The following is a 25,024-nucleotide window of genomic DNA, read 5'->3' as shown; positions in this document are numbered from 1 at the left end:
CGGATAAGCGTCCTTCCTCGTCCGGACCCGTACGCCACCGCAACGCAATCAAGCCCTTGGCCTCCGCAGGCCAAGGGCTTGTTGTCCTGTATGGCGCCGGCTAGCGATCATCTCCCGCCAAGCCGACGAACCGCCCGATCTCCGCGAGTCCGGTCCGCTCCCGGTTGCTGAACAGGACGAACCGGCCGTCGAACCGGCCGGACAGCTCCGCGCTTACAGCCGCCCGCTCCTCCTCGGTCAGGCTCTCGGCGAAGCCGCGGGCGACGAGCGTCCTCGCGGTCAGCGACCGCTGCCGGAGCGCGCGCCAGATCCGATCGTCGGCGGCGCGAACTTTGCCGCCCAGCACGAGGAGGATCCGATCGAAGACGTCGAACGGGAACGCCTCCGCGAACACCTCTGCCGGATGGGCGAGCGTGTCGTAACCCGGGGCGTCCACGAAGGCGAAATCGCGGTAGCGCAAGACGGGCGGCCTCTGCGGCCCATCCTCCCAACGGCTCCATTCGAACGCGTCCGTCCGTTGGCCGATGACCGGCCTCGGGACGCAGCCGCGGTCCGTGACGAGGTCGAGCAGCGTCGACTTGCCGCCGCCGGGCTGGCCGAGCAGGGCGACCTTGCGGTGCGCGCGGTGGGCGGCGAGCAGCTCCGACCGCAGCCGCGCGAAGATCGCCCGAAGCCGCGCCTCGGCCCCGGAATCCGCTCCGCGCCGGCTCATGCCTCCGCGAGGCCGAGCTCGGCGGCCAGGATGCCCTCCGCCAGCTGATGGCAGTCGTTCAGGTAGGATTTGCCGGCCGCCAGCGTGAGGCCGAATCCGGCGGCCGCCGCGACCGCCTGACCGATGATCGGTACGAAGCGCCCGACCTGGACGGACGCCCCCTTGCCCACGAACCGCTTGAGCAGGAGCGTGATCCCTTCCTTCGTCGAATAGTCGAGCACCCGCTTGCCGAGCGGCAGCAGCGAGGGGATCAGCTTGTTCACCTTCTCGTCGGTCAGGCCGTAGGCGCTGCGAACGTCCGCGAACAGCTTGAGCATGATGGAGATGTCGACGCCGACGTTCACCCCGGGGATCGGATTCAGGCCGTTCGCCGCGGCCAGTCCGGCGTATTTGTACACGGCTTTTTCGCAGGCTTCGCGCTTCGCCTGGAGATGGGCCATGCTGTAAGCCTTCGCCGAACGCGCGTACTTGTCGCGCTTGGCCGGGTCGAGCGCCGCGTAAATGGCATCCACCAGCTCGGCCAATCCTTCGCACGTCCGGCAACTGACGAAGCGGACCGGCTCGTCGGAGCCGACCTGCCGGCGTACGTCCGCCGAGATCTCGGCTTCGAGCTCCTCCCGCGTTTTGCCGTCCTCCCATAGATCGTCCAGCTTGTTGCGCACGAACAGGCACACCCGGCCTTGCTCCCGCAGCTCCTTGAAAAATGTCGAGTCCGCCTCGTGGAACTTGCCCGAGAAGACGCAAAGGAACAGATCGAGCTCCTCCGGCCGGAACCGCTCCATCCACTCGTTCGGCGGAAAGCGCGTCGTGCCGTACCCCGGCAGGTCGACGAGCAGCAGCTCGTCGTGCGCGATGAGCTGGGCTTCCGTCGTCATGTCCGTCGTCGCTCCCGTTTTCGCCACCGGTCGCCCGACGATCTGATTGATGAGCGACGACTTGCCGGCGCCCGGTTGGCCGAACAAGGCAATCTTCAGTTTGTCCCGCTGCTCGTTCTCGATGTCTTGACGCAGCCGCGCCGCTTCTTCGCGCAAGCTTTTCATGGCCCCGCACCCCTTTTTTACCGTCTCTATATGCGATATACGCAAAGGAAGGCCGCGAAGATGCGGCCGCGCCCGACCCGCTACCGAATATTTTTGCCGTAGAAAATCTCGTCCATTTCGATCTTAAGCCGCTCCGTGATATCCTCCTGCTCCCGGACGGACAGCTTTTCTTTCGTATAGCTGAACAGGTAATTATTCAGGTCGAACTCCCGCAGCTTGCACTTGGTATGGAAAATATGCTCCTGGTACACGTTAACGTCGATCATGTCGTAGGCGTCGATGACGGCGTCCGGGATGTAGTTCTGGATCGAGTTGATGTCGTGGTCGATGAACAGCTTGTAGCCGTCGATGTCCCGCGTAAAGCCGCGCACCCGATAATCGATCGTCATCATGTCGGTGTCGAACGAATGAATCAAATAGTTGAGTGCCTTCAGCGGGGAAATCTCGCCGCAGGTGGACACGTCGATGTCCGCCCTGAACGTGCTGATCCCCTCTTTCGGATGGTATTCCGGATAGGTATGGACGGTAATATGGCTTTTGTCCAGCTGCAGGACGACATTATCGGGAAACGGACCGGGCGATTCGTCGAACGACTCCGTCGGCACTTCGACGACGGGGCCCTCCGAGACGAGCAGGGTCACGCTCGCCCCTTGCGGCACGTAGTCCTGTTTGGCGGTATTGAGGACGTGCGCGCCGATGATGTCGGCGACGGCGTTCAAAATTTTGGTCAGCCGGTCCGAGTTGTACTGCTCGTCGATGTAGGCGATGTACGCTTCGCGCTCTTCCTTCGTCTTCGTGTAGCAGATGTCGTACATGTTAAAGCTGAGCGACTTCGTCAAGTTGTTGAAACCGTGCAGCGTCACGCGCTGTTCCGGCGTCAGTGCCATGAGGATCCCTCCATTCTTCCCTCATATTACCCTCTCTCGCCGGGAACGATTCCGCGTACGTCTGCCGGTCCGGCCAACCTTGGAGAGACGGCGGCAAAGCAAAGGACCCCCTTCCCGCGCGCTTGGCGGAAAAGAGGTCCTGACGAAGAAGAAGCGAATTATTGAATGCGCTCCAGATCGTGCGCGACCGACTCGATCATATGGACGAACGAGGTCAGCTCCTCAGAACTGGCCGCCTGCTCGCGCGCGAGCCGCGAAGTGAGCTCCGAGTCCTGGAGAACCTCGCCGAGCACGCCCGAAATCTCGCTCAGCTTGGTCTTGATCACCTTGAGCGAATCCTTCGAATGCGTCGCGAGCTTGCGGATTTCGTTCGCGACGACGCCGAACCCGCTGCCGAACTCGCCGGCGTGCGCCGCTTCGATCGCAGCGTTCAGCCCGAGCAGGTGCGATTGGTCGGACACCTCTTGGAGGAGCGTGCCGACGCTGGCGATCTCGCCGATCTTGTCGCGCAGCAGGTCAACCTTGTCGTGCGCCTGCTCCTGCACTTCGGCCGTCCGGTTGGCCGTGTCCGCCACGGATTGGCTGCTGCCGCTCAGTTGAACCATCATCGCCGCGAGCTCCTGCACGGCTTTGCCGACTTTGGCCAGCGTCTCCTGACGCTCGTCCGACAGGCGCTGGATCTTCTGCTTCTCGTCATGCTCGTACGCTTCGAGCACAAGCTGGGAGTCCAGGTTAAACATTCTGGACAGCGCGAGCACGATGTCCATCCACTCGTCCGGCGCGGCGCGCTTGAAGTGCTGGACGGCGATGTCCAGGTAACGCATATAGGTTCCAAGGTACCAATCGGTCGTCAGTCCGATGCGCGAGTGAATGCTGCCGACATGGAGCCTTTTCTCGATATAGGCCATGTCGATCTCGCCTTCGACCATCGTCATGAAGTACCATCGCTGCGTCTTCTTCAGACGTTCGATCGTGCTGTGGTCTTCGATGATGCGCGCGAGCTCCGGCTGCCGGGTGATATGGTCGTAGAGCTGATCGACGACCGCGTCGGCGATCGCCTCGAAGTGCGCCTTCTGGCGCTTCAGATAGGCCAAATCCTGCTCTGTGAGCCCGATATATGCCAGCTGTGTCTGTCTGGCTTCGTCCACTCGAATCATAAACGATCCCCCACGATGTAATATATTGCTTTCTTCCACTTTACACCAACAATCGCCTTAAATCGACACTTTCTTCTAACGTCTTGCTCCGGGACCCGGCTGTGTCGGGACCAGCGCCCTGGAAAGGGGCGGCGGGCCTGGATTGGGCTGCTACGAACGCCAAGAGCCCCCCGGGACCGGGAGGCTCTGACGGAAGTACGCCGCGAAGGGCGCGCGATTCGAGTTCAGTCGTGATTGGGATTGTCCTCGACGACTTGCAGGGAGCGGGTCAGCTCCTGAATGACGTCCGATTGGAGCTGCGTATTCATGAACAGCGCCTTGATATACGCTTCGCCGGCCTGCGTGGACGTGTAGTGGGGCTGCAGATGATTCAGCGTCAGAAGGACGATGTCCAGCTTGCACTTTTCGCAATCGCACTTCAGCGTGCGGTTGGTGAGGATATGCTCCTTGAACGTGTCGATGACGATCGGCTCCATGACGTTCAGGACGGAAGCCGCGCGGGAAAGTTCCATGCGATTCTCCTTAAGCACCGTTGGCAAAATGTACCTACAGGATAGCATAAGCGATCGCGGGAAGTCAGCAGGTCTAACGGTCTACGCCCTTGGTCCGGGTTGGTCAGACGCTACGGCCTCGTTCGCCCACTTCGGCCTCCGCGAGCCGCATTACCCGCTCGTCTCCCCAGACCTGGCCGGTCCGGCGAAAGCCGAGACGCGCGTACAGCCGTTCCGCGGCGCCGTTGTCCAGATGGACGGTGAGCCGGATCTCCCGGCATTCGGGTGCGCGCTCGCGAATGAGGTCGATCATCCGTCTCAGCGCCGCCGTACCGTTCCCGCGTCCCTGATAGGCGGCATCGATCAAAAAGCCGTTGATCCAATAGCCGTCCGTCGTGCCCGGCTCGTAAGCGTGCATGACGAAGCCGACCATGGCCCCGTCTGCATGGATGGCGAACGGGAGGTAGGTTACGTGATCTCCGTCCGGCTTGATCGAGACCTTTGCTAGCGAGACGGCCACGCTCGGCACGAATGCTTGCTGACCTTCGGAAACCCGCAAACGGAGCGCCTCCAGCCAGTTGTCCCGGGTGACCGGTACCAGTGCGATGTCTTTGTCCATTGTCAGCCCTCCTTCAGCTCGGAACAAAGTAGCTCAAGCGATCGGAGCGCGTGATCGACGAGGTCGTCCAGATCCTCCATCTGCTCCTCGTTGATTTTCCGGCCGAATGGCAGCTCAGCCGATACGCGATATCTCGGTCGCGCCTCCCCGAATTCGTAGCGGACGGTCAGCTTCGGGGACAGCCCCTCGCCCCACACCTCCCGCATGAGACGCTCCAGCTGCGGACACGTCCGCTCCGGATCGTCCGTCTCCAGCCGGAAGCCGACCCGCAGCGCGCAGCCCGGGGAAGCGCCGGGCGTCTCGAGGATCTCGGCGGCGAGGTCCTGCAGCGAGGCCTCGAGACCGATCCGGGCCTCGATAGCCGGATACGCGGCGAGGTGAAAACGGATCGAAAAGGCGCGCGCCATTGCGGCCAGCTCGAGCCGATCGACGCGGTCCGAGACCCGGATGACGCCGTCCAGGTTGTCCAGATCGTAGATGCGATTCTCGAGCGCGACTTTCAGATTGTCAAATATGGTGGGATCGAACATGGACGCCGGCTCCTTTTCTCGGTTCATTCTTTCATCATACCGGGTTTGGGGTAAAGAAGGCTATAGCGAAAGGAGCGATCGACCGATGATGGAATCTTATCTGTCTCCCGATAATTTGCCCGCCTTTCCCCCGGAGCCGCCCAGCACGCCGCCGCCGTCGCCGCCGGATATTACGTCGCCCTCGTTGCCCGAGATCCAACCCGTACAGCCGAGTCCGGAGATCAAGCCGCCTCCTTCGCCGGAAATCCGTCCCGAGCAGCCGCGCCCGGAGATCGTGCCGGATCCCCTTCCGGAGATCAAACCCGAGGAGGTGCCGGACGTCAATCCGAACGTCCCGCCCGAAGCGCCGCCTGGGCCGCCTTTGTAAAGACGGCTAGCGGCACCCTTGCGTGCTGTAACCCGGCGTTACATGTGCCTTGCAGCTTATTGCGCCCTCGGCGGGCTGTTCGGATGACGGCCCCCGTTGGGTTGCGCGCTGTTTTTCAAGCCTGTTGCTCGTGCTGTTTCGCCCGTTCAACATTTCGTCACCGATATTGTGATTTTTTTCACGAAATCTATTGCCTTTTTCGACCAACCCGCATATGATAAGAGCAACAACAGATTGTGAATTAAATCACAACCAATCGTACATTTCGTACATGCGCTCGTACCTTCTCTCTTTTCGCCTCTCGCTGCGCATCAACTTGTGAATTGATTCACAATACTTGAAGGAGGCCTTTCCATGAAAGTCGTCGTCATCGGCTGCACGCACGCCGGCACCGCCGCCATTACCCAAATGGCCAAGCTTCATCCCGACGCCCAAATCACCGTCTATGAACGCAACGACAATATTTCGTTCCTCTCGTGCGGCATCGCCTTGCACGTCGGAGGCGTCGTCCGGGACGCCGGCCAGCTCTTCTACGCCACCCCGCAGACGCTCGCCGATCTCGGCGTCGTCACGAAGATGCGGCATGATGTCCTCGCGGTCGACACCGTCTACAAGACGCTGACCGTGCGGGACCTGGAAACCGGCGAGACTCGCGAGGATACGTACGACAAACTCGTCGTCACGACCGGCTCGTGGCCGATCGTGCCGCAGATGCCGGGCATGGATCTGGATAACGTGCTGCTCTGCAAAAACTACGCGCACGCCCAGACGATCATCCAAAAAGCCGCCCAGGCCAAGCGGATCGCCGTCGTCGGAGCCGGATACATCGGCGTGGAGCTCGTCGAAGCGTTCGAGCAGCTTGGCAAGCAGGTCACTTTGATCGATAGCACGCCGCGGGTGCTGTTCAAGTATCTCGACGAGACGTTCACGAGCCGGGTGGAGGAAGCGCTGCGCGACCGCGGCGTCGAGCTGGCGCTCGGCCAAGGGGTGACCGGCTTCGAAGGCGAGGCGGGACGAGTGACGAAGGTCGTCACGACGGCCGGCGAGCATGCGGCCGATCTCGTCATCCTCTGCATCGGCTTCCGGCCGAACACCGAACTGCTGAAAGATCAGGTGCTCATGCTCCCGAACGGCGCCATCGTCGTCGACGAGTACATGCGCACGAGCTGCCCGGACGTCTTTGCCGCCGGCGACAGCTGCGCCATTCGCTACAACCCGACCGGCAAACCCGCCTATATCCCGCTCGCGACCAATGCCGTCCGGATGGGCACGCTCGTCGCGCGCAACCTCGTCGAACCGACGACCAAATATTTGGGGACGCAAGGCACGTCGGGGCTCAAGCTGTTCGACCTGAATATCGCTTCGACCGGCTTGACCGAGCAAGCGGCGCTGGATGCGGGACTTCATGTGAAAAGCATCACGATCGAGGACAACTTCCGCCCCGAGTTCATGCCGACGTTCGAGCAGGCGCTGCTTAAGATCGTCTACGAGGAAGATGGCGGCCGGATCGTCGGTGCGCAGGTGCTGTCGAAGGCGGACCTTACCCAGTCGGTCAATACGCTGTCGGTCTGCATCCAGAACCGGATGACGATCGAGGAGCTGGGCTTCGTCGACTTCTTCTTCCAGCCGCATTACAACAAGCCCTGGAATCTGCTGAACCAGGCCGGCCTGCAGGCGCTTCAAGCCTGAACCCGAGGCACGCGAAAAAGCCAATTCCGAAGTTTCGGAATTGGCTTTTTTGCGCTGGATCGAGGAAGCGCGGACTCGCGCGGCAATGGGTTAGCCGCATTCTGCGGTCATCGCAGCCTCCGAACGCCGCTTTCGCGCCGCGTTAGCCGCAATCTGCGGTCATCGCCGCAGAGAAAGCGGAAGAGCGCCCAACCTCAACCGCAGCCGCCTGCGACGCTCTAAACGCCCGTGCGGCGTTTCTGGTTGTTCGGCTTCTTGTTGATCTGGCTCTTCATCTTTTTGGTATCCGTGGAATAGTGGTCCTGGCTGCCTTTGCCCCCGGCCTGCGCCTGCTTCTTCGCCGCGAGCTTCATCTTCATCGCTTCGGCCAGACTGATCTTCTTGGGCTCTTCTGCAGCAGCGTCCGTCCGATTTGTCCCGGATTGTTCGGTCATATGGAATCACCTCGTTCGCCTTTCCTTCGGCCGCCCCAAACGCCTTCTCCCGCAAAAGGAGAAAAGACCGGCGGAGGCCCGTCCTTTCGGTCCTACACCAGTCTTATCAAGTTGCGAACCGGATGTCAATGGCGGCTTAGTCGGAAGCGCGCCTATGCTTCCTCTGCGGCCTCGACCAGCAGCACGTCCGGACTCACACAGTCGGCCAGACCGATCCGCTGCGAGGCGTGTCGAGCCGGTAATCCGAATACGGCCGCGCGAAAAACTCGCGGCCCAGCCGCTCGGCCTCCTGCAGCGGAAAGGCGGGGTCCCTCTCCACCTCGCCCCGGCGATTGCCCACGCCGCGGACGAAGCCGACAAACGAAGAGCGCGTGTAGCGGGCGTACTCTTGCACTTGATGGACGATGCCGAGCGCGGCGCCGGGGTAGGTTTCCTCCGAGGCGAGCGCGAGTCCGATCCGCTTGCCGGTCATCCCGGCGATCACGCGCGGGGAGTCCGGGTAGGCGCCCGCGTAGTAGCAGAAGGTCCGGTCGAACCAGGCTTTCGTCTGGGCGGACAGCCCATACCAATAAATCGGAGAGCAGAACACCACGCCCTGCGCCGGCAGGAAATCCTCGAACAGCAGCGTCCGGTAGCGATCCCCGATGGCGCACTCTCCGTCCGGCCGCCTGCACGTGCGGCAGTCGCGGAGAAATCCCTCGATATAATCGTCCAGGCGGCGCACCTTCACCTGCGCGCCCGCTTCCTCGGCGCCGCGCCGCACGGCGTCCGCCAAGGCGGCGGAATTGCCCGTCCGGCGCGGACTGCCGACCAGGATGAGCAGCTGCGGCGGCGCGCCCGATGCGTCCCCTTCCCGGCTCGTCCGTCCGGTCTCCAATGGCTGCAGCGTCATGCGCGAAACCTCCCTCTTCGAAGATAGGTCTCATTTTACGCGACCAAACGCCTCCCCTCCATTGCGCAATCATGGAATATCGCGTGATTTGCGGGCATTTGCAAGTTATATTTAGACCATGACCTTCAAAATCAAGGAGCGATGCGAAATGAAGCTGGATGCGATCGACGAAAAGATCCTGCAGGCGCTGCAAGAGGACGGCCGAATCACGATGGCGGAGCTCGGCCGGACCGTCGCGCTCTCCCAGCCCGCCGCCACCGAACGGGTGCGGCGCCTCGAGGACGGAGGCGCGATCGCGCGATACCGGGCGGACGTCCCCCCGGCGGCGGTCGGCAAGCCGATCGTCTCGTTCCTGCTGTTCCGCGCCGCGTCGTGCGAAGCGTTCGCGGCATTCTGCCGGACCTCGCCGCACGTCCTGGAATGCCACCGGATCAGCGGGGAGTACAACTACCTGCTCCAAGTCGCTTCCGCCTCGATGGCGGCGCTGGAGGCTTTCGAGAACGAATGCGACCGCTACGGCAGCTCGACGACGCTGATCGTCCTCTCGACGCCGGTCGCCCACAAGCCCGTCCTCCCCGACGAAGGCGGCCCCTCCGCCGTCTGAATTTCATTGATAAGCATCAAAGCCCATTAATGCCAAGAAAAGCCCCGAATCCGGGGCTTTTCTTCATGAGCGGGCAACCTTGCGCGATTATGCAAAAATCGCTGCGGGGCCGCACCTCACGCCGACTTTTCAGTGCTTCGGTTCTCCGAGCTTCAGCAAATTTTCTCTTTTTGCCACCGTATAGATTCGTCGTAGGGTGTAAGAGTAAAGTCGCTATTTTTCCAATAATATTTGAGCTCTTCACGTTGCCAACCTTCATACAAATCATCCCATTCATAAGGGCCGTGAGGATAAAATGAATTTCCTTGAATAGGAGCGCTGCTCGGTTGGAAACGCATATCCGCGGAAATACGAATTTGATCCGGCAACCGGTTGGAGAGTGCTTTATGCACAGTCAGACTATGAAAGGTAACAAGATCCCCGGCACCATAGTCCCCTGCAACCCACTCATAACCTAAGCCGCAGAGGATCGATTCCAACTCGCCCGCGCCCGGTGCATGGGTCACGCCAAGCAGACCGGCCTTATGGCTTCCCTCCAGAATCGCAAGAGCTCCCATTTGTTGGGTGGCATCGCCAATCGGCATCCAACATGTCCATGTTTGTTCGGATCCTTGTATGTGCAGAAAATCTTGATGGGTCGGCGTTTTATGCAATTTTGTATGCGGCATCATGATGCGGCCGATATTTCGCGGGTGCGGGAAAGGTTTCTCTTCAAACAAGGTTTCATATAATTGGAGCAATTTAGGTTCATGGGCCAATGCGTGAAACGATTCCAATTTCTGAACTTCCCTGTATACGTCCATGGGAACGCCTACACCATTAAAGTTAACGTCTTCCTCCGTCAACCGACTGTGTATCGCATCTAAATCGCAAATCCCCTCCATCAGCGGACGATTTTTGTTCAGATATCCCCGGCGGTCCAATATCTCCAGAATTTCCCTGCGCAACCCCAAGATAGTATCAACCGGAATCAGACCTTTGATAAACAAATACCCGTCTTTCTCCGCTTTTTCCCGCAGCGCTATCGGATCGTGCAAATACGGGGAAGCGTCTTCAAAGGTTTTCGTCGGTTCGCGTTTAGCCGGATCTTCCATGACTTGAGCCATATTGATTCCTCCTATTCATTCTGTATACTTTATAATACGATCTTAGCAGAAGGAATTACCGTTGTATTTGGATTGTGTAAGATTCGATTTATACTTTACAAACATAGTTTTAATCAAGTAACAAGGAGGTTTCATGTTGAAATACAGTTGGAAAGCAATCCATCCTTGCATCGTTTCGGTCAATTTGCTCCCCTGTGAACCGGGATTTGTCTTTGGACCGCGCATCATCCAGGATCATCAATTGATTTATGTGGTCCGAGGCAAAGGGAGCGCACGCATACAGAACCGTACCTATAAGGGGACTGAAGGGGACTTGTTTTATTATGGGCCGGGCGTCGTCCATGAATTTCGCGCGGATGTCCGGGAACCGTTTGCCGTTTATGGATTGCATTTCTCTTTGTTTCAGTCGAATGCAATAGAAGCCAGCTATCCGTCCGGCATTCAAGAAGCCGCTTTTACCGACGAACAACGAGATAATGAACTATGGCTCGGGGAACGCCCGGAAACCCAGTTTCTATTACCGGAGCACAGCCGCCCGACGTTCGGGATTCAAGCTATCTTTGCCAAACTACTGGAACTTTATAGTCAAGGTGATGACTTTTCCATCTTGCAAAGCCGGGCGAAATTCATTGAACTGCTCACAGGTTTGTTCGCATGGACCCGGCAGCAAAACCTGCTGTTGTCGGAGCCCATTAGAAGGTTAAAACGATTTCTGGATCAAAACGCCGAACAGCTTTACGAACGAAAGTGGTTGAGCGAGTGTACTTCCTATCACGAAGAACATGCCGCCCGTTTATTTCGCAAATATATCGGAATGTCCCCTCACGATTATCATATTCGACAAAAAATGATCCGCGCCCAGCAGCTCTTGCAGGGAACGGATCGGTCGATTACGGATATTGCCCGACAATTGAACCTGTCGAACGTTCATTATTTCTCGAAATTATTTAAAAAAATGAATGGAATATCTCCCTTGGAATATCGAAATTTACGGAAGTTCATATAAGGATGCAGCATACAAGCATTATTCGCCGTTCCAGCAGGTTACGACCGGCATCTGCCGCCGCGGAACACCCGGTTTCGTATGCACATGGCCGGGAACCGTTCCCGCGATCGGACCGACGATGCGGCCGTTATCCCCGTAACCGGTCACGGTCCAATTCCGATTCAGCTCCACACGGATGTTCATATCCTTCTTCCTCCACCGTTCCTGCTGCCGGGCAGCTTGTAGTTTGTCGTTAACGCGTCATATGTTCGCGAAACTCCTTAGGCGTGAGCCCGGAATGCTTCTTGAACACCTTGATGAAATAGGGCGGATTGGCATACCCCAACCGTTCGGCGATTTCATGGATCTTTTGGCTTCCGTCCAAAAGCATTTTTTCTGCCTTCTCCATCTTCAATCGTAAAATATAACCGCTGAGACCTTCTCCGGTCTCGGATTTGTAGACGCGGGACAGATAGACCGGATGAACGCGCACGTGGTCGGCAACTGTCTGCAGAGAAGTATCTCCCGACAAATGATCCTCGACGTACTGCTGGGCCCTTCGGACGAGATAGGCAGCCGTTTCGTTCTGCTCGCTTTGCATGTCGGCCTGCATCTTGCGCAGCACCCGCCACACCCATTGCTGCAATTGATCGACGCTGCGAAAAGGGTTCGGCTGGAAAAGAAAGGCCCAATCTTCGCCGATGACGGATTCCAGAAGCTTGCCGTTTTTATGCGAAATATAGATCAGCGCGCCGCTGACCGTCAGGCAAACTTCCAGGAGATGCTCCTGATGGGTTTGCCGATCCAGCTTGACCATTTCTCCGAACACGGTCCGAAGCTTATCTTCGATCGCCTCCCAGCGTCCCGCTTCCAGCAGCTGGATCAACGTGGGCGAATCGTACAACCCTGCGGAAGAGTTTACCTGCGGAGTGTCATCGAAAGAATCGGCGGAGATCAAGAACTCGTCCTGTTTTCCAAAGCGTTGGCGGACGACGCGGAGCGAGGACTGATACAGTTGCGGAACAGCGCCCGGAAACGTTCCCTTCGTGCTGAGTAGAATAGAAATCTTTCCGTGCAGAAAGGTCTGGACGCTGTTCTGAAGCTCGCTCGCTTCGCGCTCTAACCGGTGCGAACTGCCTACGACGCCTTCCTCCGCTGAAAAATCTTCTTGATGGCTCCGCTTCCTTTTCATCAGAAAGATGAGATAATCGTGGGGATCCTTGCACTTCCACAACACGTACTCGTCCCGGAAGATCTCTTCCGCCATGTTCCCGATCGCGTATTCCCTCAGATGAACGTCCCGATCGTTGTAAGCGTAGAACGAGTCGTCCATACGGACGAGCATCAGCATGACCTCGTCGCCCGCGGCGAAAGGAATTTCAAAGGCGCTAAGCTGTTGGGACAAAGCCTGCTCCGCGAAGGAACGGCCTTGCAGCAATTCGTTCAGCAACCCGTCTCTCAGCTTGGGGAAATTTTCTCTCAACGTATAGAGGGTTCGTTGATGGGAACTGACGTCCTCCCATTCCTTGCGAATCGATTCCGTTAATCTCCTCAAACAGGCGACGATCTCCGCGTCGTCCGCCGGCTTGAGGATGTAGTCGTCGGTATGGAATTGGATCGCTTGTTGGGCATACTCGAAATCGGCGTAACCGCTGAACAGGACGCATTTGATCCTTTTCCATTTTTGCCGAATGCGCTGAAGCAGCTCAAGCCCCGACATTCCCGGCATGCGGATATCCGTAATCACGATATCGATAGGACACGCATGAAGAAGATCCAGCGCTTCCGTGCCGGAGTAGGCCTGATGCACTTGGTCGAATTCAAGCTCGTCCCAGGGAATCGACTTGACCAAGCTCTCCACCTGATGTTCGTGGTCGTCCACGATCAAAATCCGAAACATGCTGCATGCCCCTTCCCGCTTATTTCCAATGAAGAATCACTTTTAGTCCCGAGGGTTGAGAAGCTTCGAACACGAGTCCGGATTCCGGATCGAACTGATATTTCAGCCGTTGATGAACGTTCCACAGACCGCACCCGATCTCGTCCGTCAGAGGAAGATTGATCTTTTTCGAGAGAGCAAGCCTCTCTTCGTCGCTCATTCCCGGACCGTCGTCTTCTACCGTAATCCAATTTTCGCCCTCGACCTGCTCCCCGCGAATGACGATGCGTCCGGCATCCGGATCGGATTCGATGCCATGGATGATCGCGTTCTCTACGACCGGCTGGATCAGCAATCGCGGGATTGGAAGATCGAGCATGGTTGGGGGAATATCGATGTGAATGGACAATCGCTTCATTTGAAGGTTCTGGATGGCCAAGTAATGCCGGACAAGCTCCATCTCTTCCCGCACGGTGACGAGCTGCCGTTCGTTTCTCGTCGTGTAGCGATAATATTTGCTCAAGTTAACGGCCATCGCGACGATAGACTCTTTCTCTTCCAGAACGGCCATGCTTTTCATGAAGGCCAGGCAATTGTATAAGAAGTGGGGGTTGATTTGGGATTGCAGCTGTTTTAAGGTCGCTTCGCGGGAACGGATTTCTTCCGCATACACCTTGCCGATCAGATTCTCGATTTCGCCCGCCATTTCGTTAAACTTCAGGATCAGGAATGTAAACTCATTGTCCGACTTTACCCGGATTCGGGTCGAATAGTTGCCTTTTTTGAGCTGCTGCACGCTGCGAATCAAATCTTTGATCGGGATCCGGATGTTTTGATATAAGATATAGGAAATCATCAGGCTGACTAACAGCATCACGCCCAAAAATAAATAGAAAAACTTGCGGTTGGCGGTGATCGGAGACAGGATATTCTGCAGCGGCACGTAGTCGACCAAATACCAGCCCAGCTCATTGGATTTCAGGTAATTGATCATATAGGAGGAGCCCTCTATATCGACCGTCGCGTTTCCTTGCTCCCCTAACTTCCACTGCCCGATTTGATCGGCGATTTGATCGATGAGGGCGGGATAGTCGCTCGATTTGACGATCGTCCTGGCTCCCGGGCGAAACAAGAACGTTTCCCCGGTTCCTTCGGAATGATAGTTGTCCAGCATTTTCACGATATTGTCCGACTTGAAGCTCACTTTCGCGATTAATCTGGCATTCGCGGCAACATTGTTTTCGTAGATGGGATCGAACGCATATAAGATGAATTGGCCGGTTTCCCTGTCGTACCGCCAATTCGGATCGGCATGTCCGTAAAGATCTTGAGCGTCGTAAGAAACGAGCGAATATTGTCCGATCGCCTTTTGAATACGAGGGGCGTAGATGACGATGGAATTGGAAAACGTATTGGCGACGCTTTGAAGGTTTAACTTCTGGCTGATGATTTGCACGGTCTTGAAAAAGTTGATTTCGTCCCCGTACAAATCCAGGTCGCGAAACTCCTTCACGTTCGGGTCTTTGAGGAGCACGTTGGCCATCATGGACAATTGATTGACGTTATCGTTCAGCTGCTTGAAAAGAAACGACAACCGGCTCATCTGGGAGTCCTGAATATTTTGCTGAAGCACCCGGATGCTGGTTCGGTAAGAATACGCGTACATAATGAGAACGGGAATGAGCAGCATGAGAATCAATATGTTCACTTTGGTGAAGTTGTTCATCTTGATCACGATGGATCGCCTCATCTGTTTTTTAAGTTCCATTATGACGGAGCCCTTTCGGGACGTACAAGAGAGGCGGATGGAAAGTCCGCCTCTTCCGTACAGATGAGCCGATTATTTCTTCAGAACGTTCTTCGTGTACCAATCGTTGACTTCCTGGGTCAATTTATCGCCGCCGCTTGATTTCCACTTCTCGACGAAAGCGTCGAAGCCGTCAACCGGCGTAGTGCCGTAGATGATTTTGATCATCGTCTCGTATTCCATTTTGTAAAGGTAGTCGCCTTGCGTTTTTTGGGTTTCCGTCGTAGGCCCGGCGAAAGCGCTGATGACGTCGGCGTCTTTCTGCGCCCTCCACGTGCTCATCGATTCGATCTGTCCGTTCACGCACAACGGATTTTTTTGGCACGTATCGAACCCTTCCTGTTCGCTTGGAGAGCGGCCCGGCTTGCCTTCTTTCATGTAATCCAGATAACCGTCGATTTGGTACCACGGATCGACGAAGTAATTCGGAAGGAAACCGTATTTCGATACTTGGAAATAGCTTCCTTGCGCCTGGTAACCGTTGTTCATGAGGAAATCCCTAGTAAGCCCCCATACCTGGCCGTCTCTGGCCATCTCGTACATGGCTTGGGCATATTTGAATACGGCATCGGGATGAGCGTAGTCCTTGTTGATAAGAAGCGCTCCGCCGAAGATGGACATCGCTCTGCGTTCGGCTTTGCCGTCCGGACCGGCTGGAATGGGATAAACCTTGTACTTGGCTCCCGGAACGTTCTTCTCCAGATCCGGAAGCGGAAAGTACGGGAACCAGTTCGGACCGAACACGATACCGGCTTTCCCCGAAGTGAACAATTGCGTCGCCGTCCCTCCGTCCTGCTGGGCGGCATCCTTGGAGATATACCCTTTGGATAACCAATCGCGGAATTTGCCGAGCGCCGTTTTCATTCCCGGTTGAACCGAATCGTAGGAAAGCGATTGGCCATCTTCCGATTTTCTCCATATTCCGGGAATCGCTCCATAAGCCCCGAACAAGGCGGTCGCGTCGGCGAAGATATCTCCGCCCGGATTTTTCAGCTGCACGGCCGCTCCGTACGTGTCTTTCTTGTTGTTGCCGTCCGGATCCTTATTAACGAAGGCGTCCATCACCTGTTCGAGTTCGTCCATGTTGGTCGGCGCTTTCAGATTCAGCTTATCCAGCCAGTCCTGACGGATGTACATCAGGGGAGGACTGTTCGGTCCGAAGATCGGAATAGGCAGAGCCATCGCTTTTCCGTCGCGGGTAACGGGCAGGAACAGATCGGGGTTTTCCTTGTAAACCCGTTTGATGTCTTCGCTTGCGTATTTGTCGATGGAATCGTTAAGCGCCATAAACTTGCCGGAGTCTATCAATTGATTCATGAGCTCGGAGTCTCCGCCCGTAAATACCACGTCGGGGAGCTTTTCTCCGGAAGCCAGGGAAAGCAGCAGCTTCGTTTTGAACCCGTCGTTTTTGCCGGGGGCGGTCCACAGCACATGGATGTCCAGGCCCAGGTTGGCTTTGGTCTGGTCGAACAATATATTTTTCTCGGCCGTTTCTCCGTTGAAATACTGGATATCGTCCCCGACATCGACCGCAATGTTGATCGGGATCGGCGGATCGTATTTGCCGTTCTTGAATGGAGCCGTTTCCCCGTTCGCTTCCGCGGAACCGCTATCATTTGACGATGCGCTCGAAGCGCTTGCCGCGGGGTTCGTCTCCTGAACGGCTTCGTTGCCGGATTTGCCGGAGCACGCAGCTAAAGACGAGAGTGCGAGAACCGTGACCATCCCTATTAAAAATCGCTTTTTTATACCTTTCATTTCTGCTGACCTCCACCTCATGATTTGGAATTGCTCCCCAAGCATAACGAATATAAAACAGGCCGGATAGAAAACAAATTTAACAATAATGACAATTCTTTAACCATCCCCCAATCGAAGTTAAGAGAATGCTTTTTTTGTTGAGACTTTCGCGTATCTGAACCCAATAGCGCTCTCTTACAATGAATGTACCGAAACATAAACGCAGATTATGGGAGGACATCGCATTGAACTTGGAAACAAAGACACGCCCAGCCGCGGGAAGGAAGCCTTGGTCATTCGGACTGACGTGGCAACTCCACGCCATGCTTGTTCCCGGGATCGTTCTGGCTCTCGTTTTTCTCTATTTTCCTATGGGAGGACTGGTCATTGCCTTTCAGGAGTTTAAGCCCTGGCTGGGCTTTATTCACTCTCCATGGGTAGGGCTGAACAATTTCCGCCTGATGTTCGCCCGGGAAGACAGCCTTGAGGTCATTCGCAACACCTTCGTTATCGCCGGATTGAAAATCGTGTTCGGCTTGCTCGTTCCGTTCGTATTCTCCCTGCTGCTTAACGAATTGCGCCATATGTTCGTCAAACGGCTCGTGCAGACGCTCGTTTACTTGCCGCACTTCATGTCCTGGGTCATTCTAGGCGGCATTCTGATCAACCTGCTGGGAAACAACGGACCCGTCAATCAATTGCTCGGCTCCTGGTTCGGCATCGAATCGATTCCGTTCCTTATGCAGGGGGATTGGTTCCGGTTCACGGTTGTCGCCAGCGATATTTGGAAGGAATTCGGCTTCGGCACCATCCTGTTCCTTGCGGCGTTAACCGCCGTCAATCCGGCTCTTTACGAAGCCGCGGAGATGGACGGAGCGGGTCGCTGGAAACAAACGCTGAATGTGACGATTCCCGCGATCACCCCGATCGTCATCGTTCTCGGTACCTTGTCTCTTGGAAACATTCTGAACGCGGGCTTCGATCAAATCTTTAATCTGTATAATGCGCTTGTCTATGACAAAGGAGATATTATCGATACTTTCGCCTATCGGGCCGGTCTGCTCAAAACACAGTTCAGCTTCGCCACGGCGGTCGGCATGTTTAAATCGGTGGTCAGTTTCTTCCTCATCGTGACCGCCTACCGAATGGCTTTCAAATTCGCCAATTATCGCATCTTTTGAGCAAAGGAGCACAAATATGTATCATAAAGCCCCGGCCTACAGGGTGTTCTACATCATCAACCTTGCATTTTTGCTGATTTCGGCTGTTGCCTGCATATTGCCCTTGATTCATATACTCGCAGTCTCCTTCAGTGCCAAGGAACCGGCCAACGCCAATATGGTCGGCTTGTGGCCCGTCGGTTTCAATACCGACGCGTACGAGCAGACGTTTTCCAATTCGAACTTTTTGCGTTCCATCCTGGTCTCCGTCGAGCGCGTCGTCCTGGGGACGGGAATCGGCATGATCGTTACGATCTTTACTGCTTATCCGTTGTCCAAAGTCCATTCCCGTTTCAAAGGAAGAACGGCGTATACGTGGTTTTTCGTCTTTACGATGCTGTTTAACGGCGGGCTTATCCCCACCTATATCGTCGTCCAGAAGATGCATCTGATGAATTCGATTTGGGCGCTGGTGTTGCCGGGAGCGGTATCCGCCTGGAACATGGTTCTCCTGCTCAATTTCTTTAAGACCGTACCCAAAGAAATGGAAGAAGCATCCCTTATCGACGGAGCTTCGCATTTCAAAACGCTGCTCTATATCTACTTGCCCATTTCTTTGCCTTCTTTGGCTACGCTATCTCTTTTCACGATGGTGGGGCATTGGAATTCATGGTTCGACGGAATGATCTATATCACGGAAGCCCGAAAATGGCCGCTCAGTACCCTGCTCCAAACGATTGTCGTGACGGAAGATTTCAGCAAGATCAACCTGCGGCCCGAAGACGTCAAACTGATCTCCAACAACACGGTTAAAGCTTCCCAAATCTTCATCGGGGCGATTCCGATTTTGCTCGTTTATCCGTTTCTTCAAAAGTATTTCGTCAAAGGCATGGTCCTGGGCGCGGTGAAGGAGTGAGACTGCGCTTGCGCCGGCCCGGGCACGGATGGAAATCAAATGCAGCCTGCATCCCTAGGGATGCAGGCTGCATTTTGCTTGTCGTACCGGGGTATTCAGTCCGCGGAACCGAATTTGCTTGGAATCTACTTCGTGTCCGTTGTCGCGCCCACGCTCGCCGTCAACTCGACCCGGCTTAACTGCGGATTCCAGAAGGCGCCGTCGACGGCCGGAAACTCGATCTTCAGATCATTCGTTCCCGAAGGCAAATCATTCAGTGCGTATTTACGGTCGGTCCAGTTGACGCTCGTAATCGGCTTGTCTTCGATTGTCGCCTGTTTCGATAACTTCGTCCAGTCGGTGCCGTTCGGAGATACATAGAAAACAAAGTCCGATATCGATTCCGCGACTGACGCGAACAAGCCGTTTACGATGGCGCCGGTCATTCCGTTCATCCGGTAGACGACATACTCGGCGGGCTCGGTACGCGTATCCTTCCTCATGACTCTGCTCGGATCTCCAAGGACGTCGGCATTCTGGGTATCGAATTGCAGCCCCGAGCTATGCGAGCTTGCGATCGACCAATCGTTCAAATCGTCGACATAAACCGAATCGTCGGAGCACGCGCAGGAGTTGGCATAGGCAATCTGGACCTGGGAGAGCTGAGGACTATAGAAGTAAGCCGCCTCGGCCGGGAACTCGATTTTTACGTATTGCGTTCCTCCGGGGAGCGAGCCCAACGTGTATGTTCGTTTCGTCCACAAGCCGCCGTTGATCGGCGTATCCTGGATCTTCCACCCGGATTGCTCTGTCCAAGTTTTGCCGTCCTCGGACGCATAAAATTTATAATCGCTGATCGTTTCGTTCGAAGAAGCAAACAGAGCCGTCGCGGATAGGCTGGCCATATTCGGATACTTATAGGTGACGAATTCCGCGCCCGGACCGGGAAACGGAGCTTTCCGCATGACGCGGCTGGGATCGCCGAGAATAGCGGCATTCCCCGTATCGAATATCAGACCGTCGCTATGCGCATAACTGCGGGTCCAATCGTTCAGATCGTCGGTTACGATTTGAGCGATTCCCGTACTTTTGGCGTTGGTTATCTCGAAGAAGACGACGCTATGATGCCCCATGCTGGGGTACAGCGTTAAAGAGCCTCCGTTTACGGCAACGCTGCGTGTAGTCGACGTTAACTCGGCCCGTTTTTTGTAGCCTTCTTCTTTGGAATACCAATACTCCCGATCCGCTTCGTTCTTCAGAGCGGAAGGCACTTCGACGGAATACTTGGACCAAACGTTGTACGAGCCGTCTTCCAGACCGCGCGAAGCTTGATCGGACCACCAAGCGGGCCAGAAGTTGCCGTGCGTATCGTCAACCGTCCATTGCTTGACCGTAACGGTATTCCCGGATGTCGGAGCGATATTCTTGATCGTGATTGCAGGCGTCTCGCCGTCTGCGGCGTTCATATCGGCGTTATAGTTGTATACCATGAGGTGAAGCTTGTTCTCCTCGGCCTTGAATCCGCCGATCCCCCCGACTTCATTGCCGGTACCGGCCGGAGAGCCGGATAAGACGGGATTCAACTGCTTGCCGCCGACCATCTTGTAGGACAAATTCGCGATATGGGCGCTTACCGAATCCGCTCCGCCCCATACGCCTTCGGTATTCATCCCCCACATGGAGAACCAATCTACGTTCCAATCCTGCAATTGCTTGAACAGCCTGGCATCGGCCGCGGCTTGAAAGCTGTGTCCGACGACCCTCGACAACAGCTCTTTCCCGTCGGGCCCCTGAAGAATGCGGCCCTCGTCGATGCCGAATTTGAGGCCTGTCAGCCCGTTTTGCAGAGCGCGGCTCCGTAGCAGATTGATCGTATGCTCGAGAGATTTGGAGGCCGGAGCGCCGACTCCCGGTTTCTGATCGTAATAGGAGCCGGTCAGAAAGTCGATTTGCGTTCCGATTTTTCCCGTTTTATCGTTTTTTCCCTTTGCGACATGATCGATGAACTCAAGTTGACTCCACAGTCCGGGGGAGACCGCCATCGCGTGCGCACCGACCGTGAGGTTAGCCGAGCCTATGGAATCCTGCAGGGCGGCTACCGTATAATCGTAAAGCTTGAAATACGCGATTCGGGTACTCTCGGAAGACTCGTCGTCGGCAAGGTACATATCGCGGTTTTCGTATTCCTGCACGACGCCCCATTGCCAGCTTTTTAGTTCTTCTGCCCCGAATTTGGCAACAAGCGCATCGCCCAATGCCTTGATATAGTTGTAGTATTCTTCGTAATCGGCCGGCGGCCGGACGTTCACCTGGAAAGGGCCCAATACCGGCTTCGAGCTGAGCTTGATCGGAACGTTGCCTGTTACGATATAAGGCTTCAATCCTTGCTTGACGATGTTGCTCGTTGCTTGAATCAGGGAGTCGAACTTATAATCGTTCAATTTCGTCTTATCCGAAGGGTCGGCGAATAAATCCCGGTTCGTGTTGCACCCCGGGTAGCCGATATAACAGCCGCCGGTCGCGATCATGAGTTGTACTCTTTTGATGAATGGATAGCGGGACGAGAAATCATCGGCATCCTGAGCGTCCGCTTCCGTCGTCCAATGCTCGTTCAGATCCCAGGCGCTGAGGTCGTAAAATTTGTTCGTCAGCGTCTGGCCCCGGGCGTTCAGGTCGAATGTCAGTTGCACGCCGGCGGCGGCGGTCGAAATGCCGGGAAACAGACCGAGAACCATGCTTAACAGAAGAAACGAAGATCGTATAGCGCTTACAACTTTTCTTTTTTTCATCTTAGTGCTCCTGTCTGTGAAGGGATTAAACCTTGCGGTCAAGGGGTGTATTGGATTGTTACCTGACTCAACTGCGGATTCCAATTGTGCGAACCACCTGTCGGAAATTCCACCTTCACGTAATTCGTGCCCGCAGGCAGGGAAGGCCAGTTGTAAACGCGTCTCGTCCACAGATTGCTATTGATCGGCGTATCGCTTGTTGTGTAACCGCTCTGGAGCGCCCATGTCCCACTTGCTCCCGTGGAAGACGTGTATAGCTTGAAGTTATTGATCGGTTCGGTGGTGGAATCGAACAAACCGGTCAAAGCAACGCTTTTTAAGTTGTTATAAAAGTAAGTTACGAATTCCGGCGTCGGGCCCGTGGTCGTTCGCGCGACTCTTCTCGTATCCCCGAGCGCGGCCACGTTCAGACTGTCGAAGAACAGTCCGGAGCTATGCGCGTTCATTTTCGAGAAATCGTTCATGTCGTCCGTGACGCTTACGAGATTGCCTATGCTAGTTACATCCGTGATCTCATACAGCATGACACCATGATGGTTCAAGGTAGGCGACAATGTGATGGAGTTGCCGCTTACCGTCATGGGGGAAGTCGCCGACGAAGTGAGGGCGGCTAGCGATTGGTAGGTTCCTAGCCTGCTGTTCCAGTAAGCCAGAGCGGACGAATTCGTCAGAGCGGCGGGAACTTCTACCGATTGGGGAGACCAGAAGCCGCCAAAGTCCGCCGACGTCAACGAAGATCCCTTGTCGCTCCACCACTGGGGCCAAAAATTCGCGTGGGTGTCGTCGACCGTCCACGATTTGACGTTCACGCTGCCTCCCGATACGGCGGCTATGTTATTAATGGTAATCGTCGGAGACTCGCTGCTAGCGGCGCCCGGATTGGCGTTGTAGTTATATACGAGTACCTGCAGCTTCTTCGTCGAGTCGCTGTAGCCGGCGAATCCGTCCACGACGTTGCCCGAACCGGAGGCGCTGCCTCCGATGGACAATCCCGCCCTGCGTTCCCCTGCCATTTTGCTCGCCAAAGCGATGACGTTGGTAGAGATCGTCGGAACACTCGCCCCTCCCCATACACCATAAGCGTTGAGGTCCCAAACGGAAAACCAGTCGATGTTGTAGTCGACCATTTCCTTGATTTTTTGGGCCATGTAAGCTCCTTGGTAGCCCGTTCCAGATGATCGGGAGAACAAATCCTTGCCGCTCGTATCCGTCAGGAACCAGCCTTCGTCCACCCCGACCTGGAGATTCGTCAACCCGTTCATGATGGCTCGGTCCCGCAGACTGTTGATGACGGTTGGTAAGCTATTGGCCGTATAAACGCCGGGCGAATCATCGTAGTACGAGGCCGTAATGAAATTGATTTGCGTGCCGATGCCGCCCGTTTTGTAGTTGGTTCCGGTTGCAACATGGTCGATAAAGTCGCGGGGATCCCACAAGCCCGGGGTAACGGCCATCGCGTGCGCCCCGACCGTCAAATTGCCGGAGCCGATGGCGCTTTGCAGAGCCGCGACCGTGTAATCGTACAGCTTGAAATAAGCCGTTTTGGAGGCGTTCGCGTCCGGCGTAGAGCCGGGGCTGTCCCAAAACCAATCCGCATTCTCGAATTCCGACAGCACTCCCCACTTCCACGTTTTGATTTCGGTGACGCCGAATTGGGTTACAAGCGCATCGGCCATTGCCTTCATATAACTGTAGTAAGTCGAGTAGTCTGCCGGAGGTCGGGTATTGACATTAAATGCTCCGATATAGGGGGCCGCGGAATATTTAATGGGCACGTTGCCGGTCACGATGTAGGGCTTCAAGCCTTTATTGAGAACGTTCTGAATGGAGGTCTTCAGACTATCGAACTTATAATCCGACAGCGTGGCGGTGTTGGCGGGATTAACGAACAGATCGCGGTCATTCCCGTCGCTGCAGCCCGAATACCCCGTATAGCAGCCCCCGGTTGCTGCAAACAGCCGGACGTATTGGATGAACGGGTAATTGTTTGTGATATAGTTGTCAGGCTGACTGCTTGCGGAGGAGCCCCAGTCGCTGCTGTAGTACCAACTGTTCAGCATAGGGAATTTGTTAGTGATGACGTCGCTTTGCAGAACCGCGTTGACATGAATAGAATTGGCTGCATAGACGTCTCGCGGAAAGGAGAGCGCACCGCACGTTAACATAAAGGCGATCAGACAAGCGCACCACCTTCTGAAAGGGATTTTCATATGGTGAGAGCTCCTTTTATATTCCCGATTGATAAAATGGAATAAACCGGTAAAACCCTCAACTTGGATAGCGCTTACATATTATTGTGAAAAAAAGCTTCGGCCCCCCCTTGCCGCTCAAATAAAATGGTTTGTAACTCGCTGGAATCCATTCCTTGCCTCCTTTCCCGAATTTCATCCCAAGCATAGCGAATAAGCACGAGGAAAAATAGAAAACAAAATCAACTTAAACAACAAATCATTAACTTGGATGCCTCGGGATAATCGGATGGGCAAGCGGTACGAGGGAAAATGAATCGAAGCTTCCTGAACGGGGTGTCCGCGACCCGGCTCGATCCGCGCGGCATCCTGACCAAAGCGCATGCGACCGTCGCCGTCATGCGCATGCTTCGCGCGGCCTGTCGGTGAAGCGAATGACCGAGCCGGAAAGCGTATTGGGGCAAATGAGGCTTCACGTAGTTGATTTGCAGTCAAGCTTTGCATTTGCAATTGAATACCTGCTCCGATGTGGGCGACTTGCCCCGCCATGATCGGCTGATCCGCGGCAAGACCGCAAACGACGATCAGCGAGATGAAGTAAGGCATATAGGAGATCGTCTGGACGACGTTCTTGAACAGGCGGCTTCTCAATTCGTTGATGAGCAGGGCGAGCACGATCGGCGCCGTGAATTCAAACAAGAGCGATTAGAAGCTCAGAAGCACCGTGTTGCGCAATAGCCGCCAGAAATAATAGCCGTTCACGAAGGTGCGGAAGTTCCAACCCCACCCACTCGCTGCCCCGGATTCCCTTCATTGGCGAGTAATTCTGGAAGTCGATGATGGCGCCGTACATCGGCCCGTAGTGAAAGACGGCATAGTACGCGATGACGGGAAGCGCCATCACGTACAGCCATTTATTCCGTTTAAAGTCTCGTTCGATCCGTGTCCATATCCGCAGCATCGTCGGCCGTTACCTCTTCAGGAACCGGTCGTACGCGCCCTCCTGAATCTCGATGGCATGCTTGATATCGAGTGACTCCAGCTTCTTCGCG

At 55.7% G+C, this 25,024-nt stretch carries 22 protein-coding genes and 1 pseudogene; 6 read left to right on the top strand and 17 right to left on the bottom strand.

From position 1 onward, the window contains the following. Window positions 1-100: 100 nt before the first annotated feature. The 7 genes from LKX83_RS19730 to LKX83_RS19700 form a co-directional block, all read right to left on the bottom strand. The gene (locus LKX83_RS19730; RefSeq protein WP_227884099.1) at window positions 101-712 is read right to left on the bottom strand and encodes a hypothetical protein; all 612 of its coding nucleotides are present in this window, start codon (window positions 710-712) and stop codon (window positions 101-103) included. Next, window positions 709-1,752 carry a GTPase gene (locus tag LKX83_RS19725; RefSeq protein ID WP_227884098.1) on the bottom strand — a complete coding sequence of 348 codons (1,044 nt, stop codon included), beginning with the start codon at window positions 1,750-1,752 and terminating at the stop codon, window positions 709-711. Before LKX83_RS19725 ends, LKX83_RS19730 begins: the two co-directional genes overlap by 4 nt. An 80-nt stretch (window positions 1,753-1,832) precedes the next feature. After that, window positions 1,833-2,639 (bottom strand): adenosylmethionine decarboxylase, encoded by an 807-nt coding sequence (gene speD, locus LKX83_RS19720; protein WP_227884095.1) that lies wholly within the window; start codon window positions 2,637-2,639, stop codon window positions 1,833-1,835. Between the two features lie 158 nt (window positions 2,640-2,797). Next, window positions 2,798-3,796 (bottom strand): globin-coupled sensor protein, encoded by a 999-nt coding sequence (locus tag LKX83_RS19715; protein WP_227884094.1) that lies wholly within the window; start codon window positions 3,794-3,796, stop codon window positions 2,798-2,800. 224 nt (window positions 3,797-4,020) lie between these two features. After that, window positions 4,021-4,308 carry a late competence development ComFB family protein gene (locus tag LKX83_RS19710; protein ID WP_227884092.1) on the bottom strand — a complete coding sequence of 96 codons (288 nt, stop codon included), beginning with the start codon at window positions 4,306-4,308 and terminating at the stop codon, window positions 4,021-4,023. Window positions 4,309-4,411: 103 nt separating this feature from the next. Next, entirely contained in the window at window positions 4,412-4,906 is a 495-nt protein-coding gene (locus LKX83_RS19705) for a GNAT family N-acetyltransferase (protein ID WP_227884090.1), read from the bottom strand. Between the two features lie 2 nt (window positions 4,907-4,908). Beyond that, window positions 4,909-5,436, bottom strand: a complete 528-nt coding sequence (locus LKX83_RS19700) for a hypothetical protein (protein ID WP_227884089.1) — start codon at window positions 5,434-5,436, stop codon at window positions 4,909-4,911. 85 nt (window positions 5,437-5,521) lie between these two features. Between LKX83_RS19700 and LKX83_RS19695 the strand changes: the two genes are divergently transcribed. Together LKX83_RS19695 and LKX83_RS19690 are read left to right on the top strand one after the other, a co-directional pair. Next, the gene (locus LKX83_RS19695; RefSeq protein ID WP_227884087.1) at window positions 5,522-5,803 is read left to right on the top strand and encodes a hypothetical protein; all 282 of its coding nucleotides are present in this window, start codon (window positions 5,522-5,524) and stop codon (window positions 5,801-5,803) included. 354 nt (window positions 5,804-6,157) lie between these two features. After that, window positions 6,158-7,492, top strand: a complete 1,335-nt coding sequence (locus LKX83_RS19690) for an FAD-dependent oxidoreductase (protein ID WP_227884085.1) — start codon at window positions 6,158-6,160, stop codon at window positions 7,490-7,492. Between the two features lie 218 nt (window positions 7,493-7,710). On the opposite strand, the gene LKX83_RS19685 is transcribed toward LKX83_RS19690, so the two are convergent. Continuing rightward, a complete protein-coding gene (locus LKX83_RS19685; protein ID WP_227884084.1) occupies window positions 7,711-7,926 on the bottom strand; it encodes a hypothetical protein in 216 nt (71 codons plus the stop codon). Between the two features lie 193 nt (window positions 7,927-8,119). Beyond that, window positions 8,120-8,818 (bottom strand): flavodoxin family protein, encoded by a 699-nt coding sequence (locus LKX83_RS19680; RefSeq protein WP_227884082.1) that lies wholly within the window; start codon window positions 8,816-8,818, stop codon window positions 8,120-8,122. A gap of 148 nt (window positions 8,819-8,966) precedes the next feature. Here LKX83_RS19680 and LKX83_RS19675 point away from each other — a divergent pair, with 148 nt between their 5' ends. Continuing rightward, the gene (locus LKX83_RS19675; protein WP_370639103.1) at window positions 8,967-9,422 is read left to right on the top strand and encodes an Lrp/AsnC family transcriptional regulator; all 456 of its coding nucleotides are present in this window, start codon (window positions 8,967-8,969) and stop codon (window positions 9,420-9,422) included. Window positions 9,423-9,574: 152 nt separating this feature from the next. Here the strand turns inward: LKX83_RS19675 and LKX83_RS19670 are convergent, their stop codons facing one another. Continuing rightward, complete coding sequence (locus LKX83_RS19670) at window positions 9,575-10,528, bottom strand: phytanoyl-CoA dioxygenase family protein (protein WP_227884080.1); 954 nt, start codon at window positions 10,526-10,528, stop codon at window positions 9,575-9,577. A gap of 136 nt (window positions 10,529-10,664) precedes the next feature. Between LKX83_RS19670 and LKX83_RS19665 the strand changes: the two genes are divergently transcribed. After that, a complete protein-coding gene (locus LKX83_RS19665) occupies window positions 10,665-11,534 on the top strand; it encodes a helix-turn-helix transcriptional regulator (RefSeq protein WP_227884078.1) in 870 nt (289 codons plus the stop codon). Window positions 11,535-11,552: 18 nt separating this feature from the next. Here the strand turns inward: LKX83_RS19665 and LKX83_RS19660 are convergent, their stop codons facing one another. The 4 genes from LKX83_RS19660 to LKX83_RS19645 form a co-directional block, all read right to left on the bottom strand. Then, window positions 11,553-11,717, bottom strand: coding sequence for a hypothetical protein (locus tag LKX83_RS19660; RefSeq protein ID WP_227884077.1), 165 nt, complete (start codon window positions 11,715-11,717; stop codon window positions 11,553-11,555). Between the two features lie 49 nt (window positions 11,718-11,766). After that, a complete protein-coding gene (locus tag LKX83_RS19655; protein WP_227884076.1) occupies window positions 11,767-13,413 on the bottom strand; it encodes a response regulator in 1,647 nt (548 codons plus the stop codon). Window positions 13,414-13,432: 19 nt separating this feature from the next. Next, window positions 13,433-15,118, bottom strand: a complete 1,686-nt coding sequence (locus tag LKX83_RS19650) for a cache domain-containing sensor histidine kinase (RefSeq protein WP_227884143.1) — start codon at window positions 15,116-15,118, stop codon at window positions 13,433-13,435. Window positions 15,119-15,232: 114 nt separating this feature from the next. After that, on the bottom strand, window positions 15,233-16,957 hold the full coding sequence (locus LKX83_RS19645) for a type 2 periplasmic-binding domain-containing protein (protein ID WP_227884075.1): 1,725 nt from the start codon (window positions 16,955-16,957) through the stop codon (window positions 15,233-15,235). Window positions 16,958-17,262: 305 nt separating this feature from the next. Here LKX83_RS19645 and LKX83_RS19640 point away from each other — a divergent pair, with 305 nt between their 5' ends. Then, a complete protein-coding gene (locus tag LKX83_RS19640) occupies window positions 17,263-18,120 on the top strand; it encodes an ABC transporter permease (RefSeq protein WP_227884141.1) in 858 nt (285 codons plus the stop codon). A gap of 16 nt (window positions 18,121-18,136) precedes the next feature. Continuing rightward, a complete protein-coding gene (locus LKX83_RS19635; protein WP_227884073.1) occupies window positions 18,137-19,015 on the top strand; it encodes a carbohydrate ABC transporter permease in 879 nt (292 codons plus the stop codon). 125 nt (window positions 19,016-19,140) lie between these two features. Here LKX83_RS19635 and LKX83_RS19630 read toward each other — a convergent pair whose 3' ends face one another. From LKX83_RS19630 to LKX83_RS19620, 3 genes and pseudogenes are all read right to left on the bottom strand, one after another. Beyond that, window positions 19,141-21,783, bottom strand: coding sequence for a GH39 family glycosyl hydrolase (locus LKX83_RS19630; protein WP_227884072.1), 2,643 nt, complete (start codon window positions 21,781-21,783; stop codon window positions 19,141-19,143). A 38-nt stretch (window positions 21,784-21,821) separates the two neighbouring features. Continuing rightward, window positions 21,822-23,993, bottom strand: a complete 2,172-nt coding sequence (locus LKX83_RS19625; RefSeq protein ID WP_227884070.1) for a GH39 family glycosyl hydrolase — start codon at window positions 23,991-23,993, stop codon at window positions 21,822-21,824. A 537-nt stretch (window positions 23,994-24,530) separates the two neighbouring features. Beyond that, a pseudogene (locus LKX83_RS19620) lies at window positions 24,531-24,933 on the bottom strand (sugar ABC transporter permease); the annotation flags it as partial. Window positions 24,934-25,024 lie beyond the last annotated feature (91 nt).

It is taken from the genome of Cohnella baijiui, from assembly GCF_020731285.1.
GTDB lineage: Bacteria > Bacillota > Bacilli > Paenibacillales > Paenibacillaceae > Cohnella.
The sequence above is the reverse complement of the archived record's forward strand: the minus strand, read 5'-3'. Positions and strand labels throughout refer to the sequence as shown.

Coding starts and splice junctions, on each gene's coding strand:
- LKX83_RS19645 (WP_227884075.1), bottom strand. CDS start 16,957: ATGAAAGGTATAAAAAAGCGATTTTTAATAGGGATGGTCACGGTTCTC.
- LKX83_RS19700 (WP_227884089.1), bottom strand. CDS start 5,436: ATGTTCGATCCCACCATATTTGACAATCTGAAAGTCGCGCTCGAGAAT.
- LKX83_RS19705 (WP_227884090.1), bottom strand. CDS start 4,906: ATGGACAAAGACATCGCACTGGTACCGGTCACCCGGGACAACTGGCTG.
- LKX83_RS19680 (WP_227884082.1), bottom strand. CDS start 8,818: ATGACGCTGCAGCCATTGGAGACCGGACGGACGAGCCGGGAAGGGGAC.
- LKX83_RS19650 (WP_227884143.1), bottom strand. CDS start 15,118: ATGAACAACTTCACCAAAGTGAACATATTGATTCTCATGCTGCTCATT.
- LKX83_RS19630 (WP_227884072.1), bottom strand. CDS start 21,783: ATGAAAAAAAGAAAAGTTGTAAGCGCTATACGATCTTCGTTTCTTCTG.
- LKX83_RS19625 (WP_227884070.1), bottom strand. CDS start 23,993: ATGAAAATCCCTTTCAGAAGGTGGTGCGCTTGTCTGATCGCCTTTATG.
- LKX83_RS19725 (WP_227884098.1), bottom strand. CDS start 1,752: ATGAAAAGCTTGCGCGAAGAAGCGGCGCGGCTGCGTCAAGACATCGAG.
- LKX83_RS19670 (WP_227884080.1), bottom strand. CDS start 10,528: ATGGCTCAAGTCATGGAAGATCCGGCTAAACGCGAACCGACGAAAACC.
- LKX83_RS19660 (WP_227884077.1), bottom strand. CDS start 11,717: ATGAACATCCGTGTGGAGCTGAATCGGAATTGGACCGTGACCGGTTAC.
- LKX83_RS19690 (WP_227884085.1), top strand. CDS start 6,158: ATGAAAGTCGTCGTCATCGGCTGCACGCACGCCGGCACCGCCGCCATT.
- LKX83_RS19715 (WP_227884094.1), bottom strand. CDS start 3,796: ATGATTCGAGTGGACGAAGCCAGACAGACACAGCTGGCATATATCGGG.
- LKX83_RS19640 (WP_227884141.1), top strand. CDS start 17,263: ATGCTTGTTCCCGGGATCGTTCTGGCTCTCGTTTTTCTCTATTTTCCT.
- LKX83_RS19675 (WP_370639103.1), top strand. CDS start 8,967: ATGAAGCTGGATGCGATCGACGAAAAGATCCTGCAGGCGCTGCAAGAG.
- speD (WP_227884095.1), bottom strand. CDS start 2,639: ATGGCACTGACGCCGGAACAGCGCGTGACGCTGCACGGTTTCAACAAC.
- LKX83_RS19685 (WP_227884084.1), bottom strand. CDS start 7,926: ATGACCGAACAATCCGGGACAAATCGGACGGACGCTGCTGCAGAAGAG.
- LKX83_RS19655 (WP_227884076.1), bottom strand. CDS start 13,413: ATGTTTCGGATTTTGATCGTGGACGACCACGAACATCAGGTGGAGAGC.
- LKX83_RS19635 (WP_227884073.1), top strand. CDS start 18,137: ATGTATCATAAAGCCCCGGCCTACAGGGTGTTCTACATCATCAACCTT.
- LKX83_RS19695 (WP_227884087.1), top strand. CDS start 5,522: ATGATGGAATCTTATCTGTCTCCCGATAATTTGCCCGCCTTTCCCCCG.
- LKX83_RS19710 (WP_227884092.1), bottom strand. CDS start 4,308: ATGGAACTTTCCCGCGCGGCTTCCGTCCTGAACGTCATGGAGCCGATC.
- LKX83_RS19730 (WP_227884099.1), bottom strand. CDS start 712: ATGAGCCGGCGCGGAGCGGATTCCGGGGCCGAGGCGCGGCTTCGGGCG.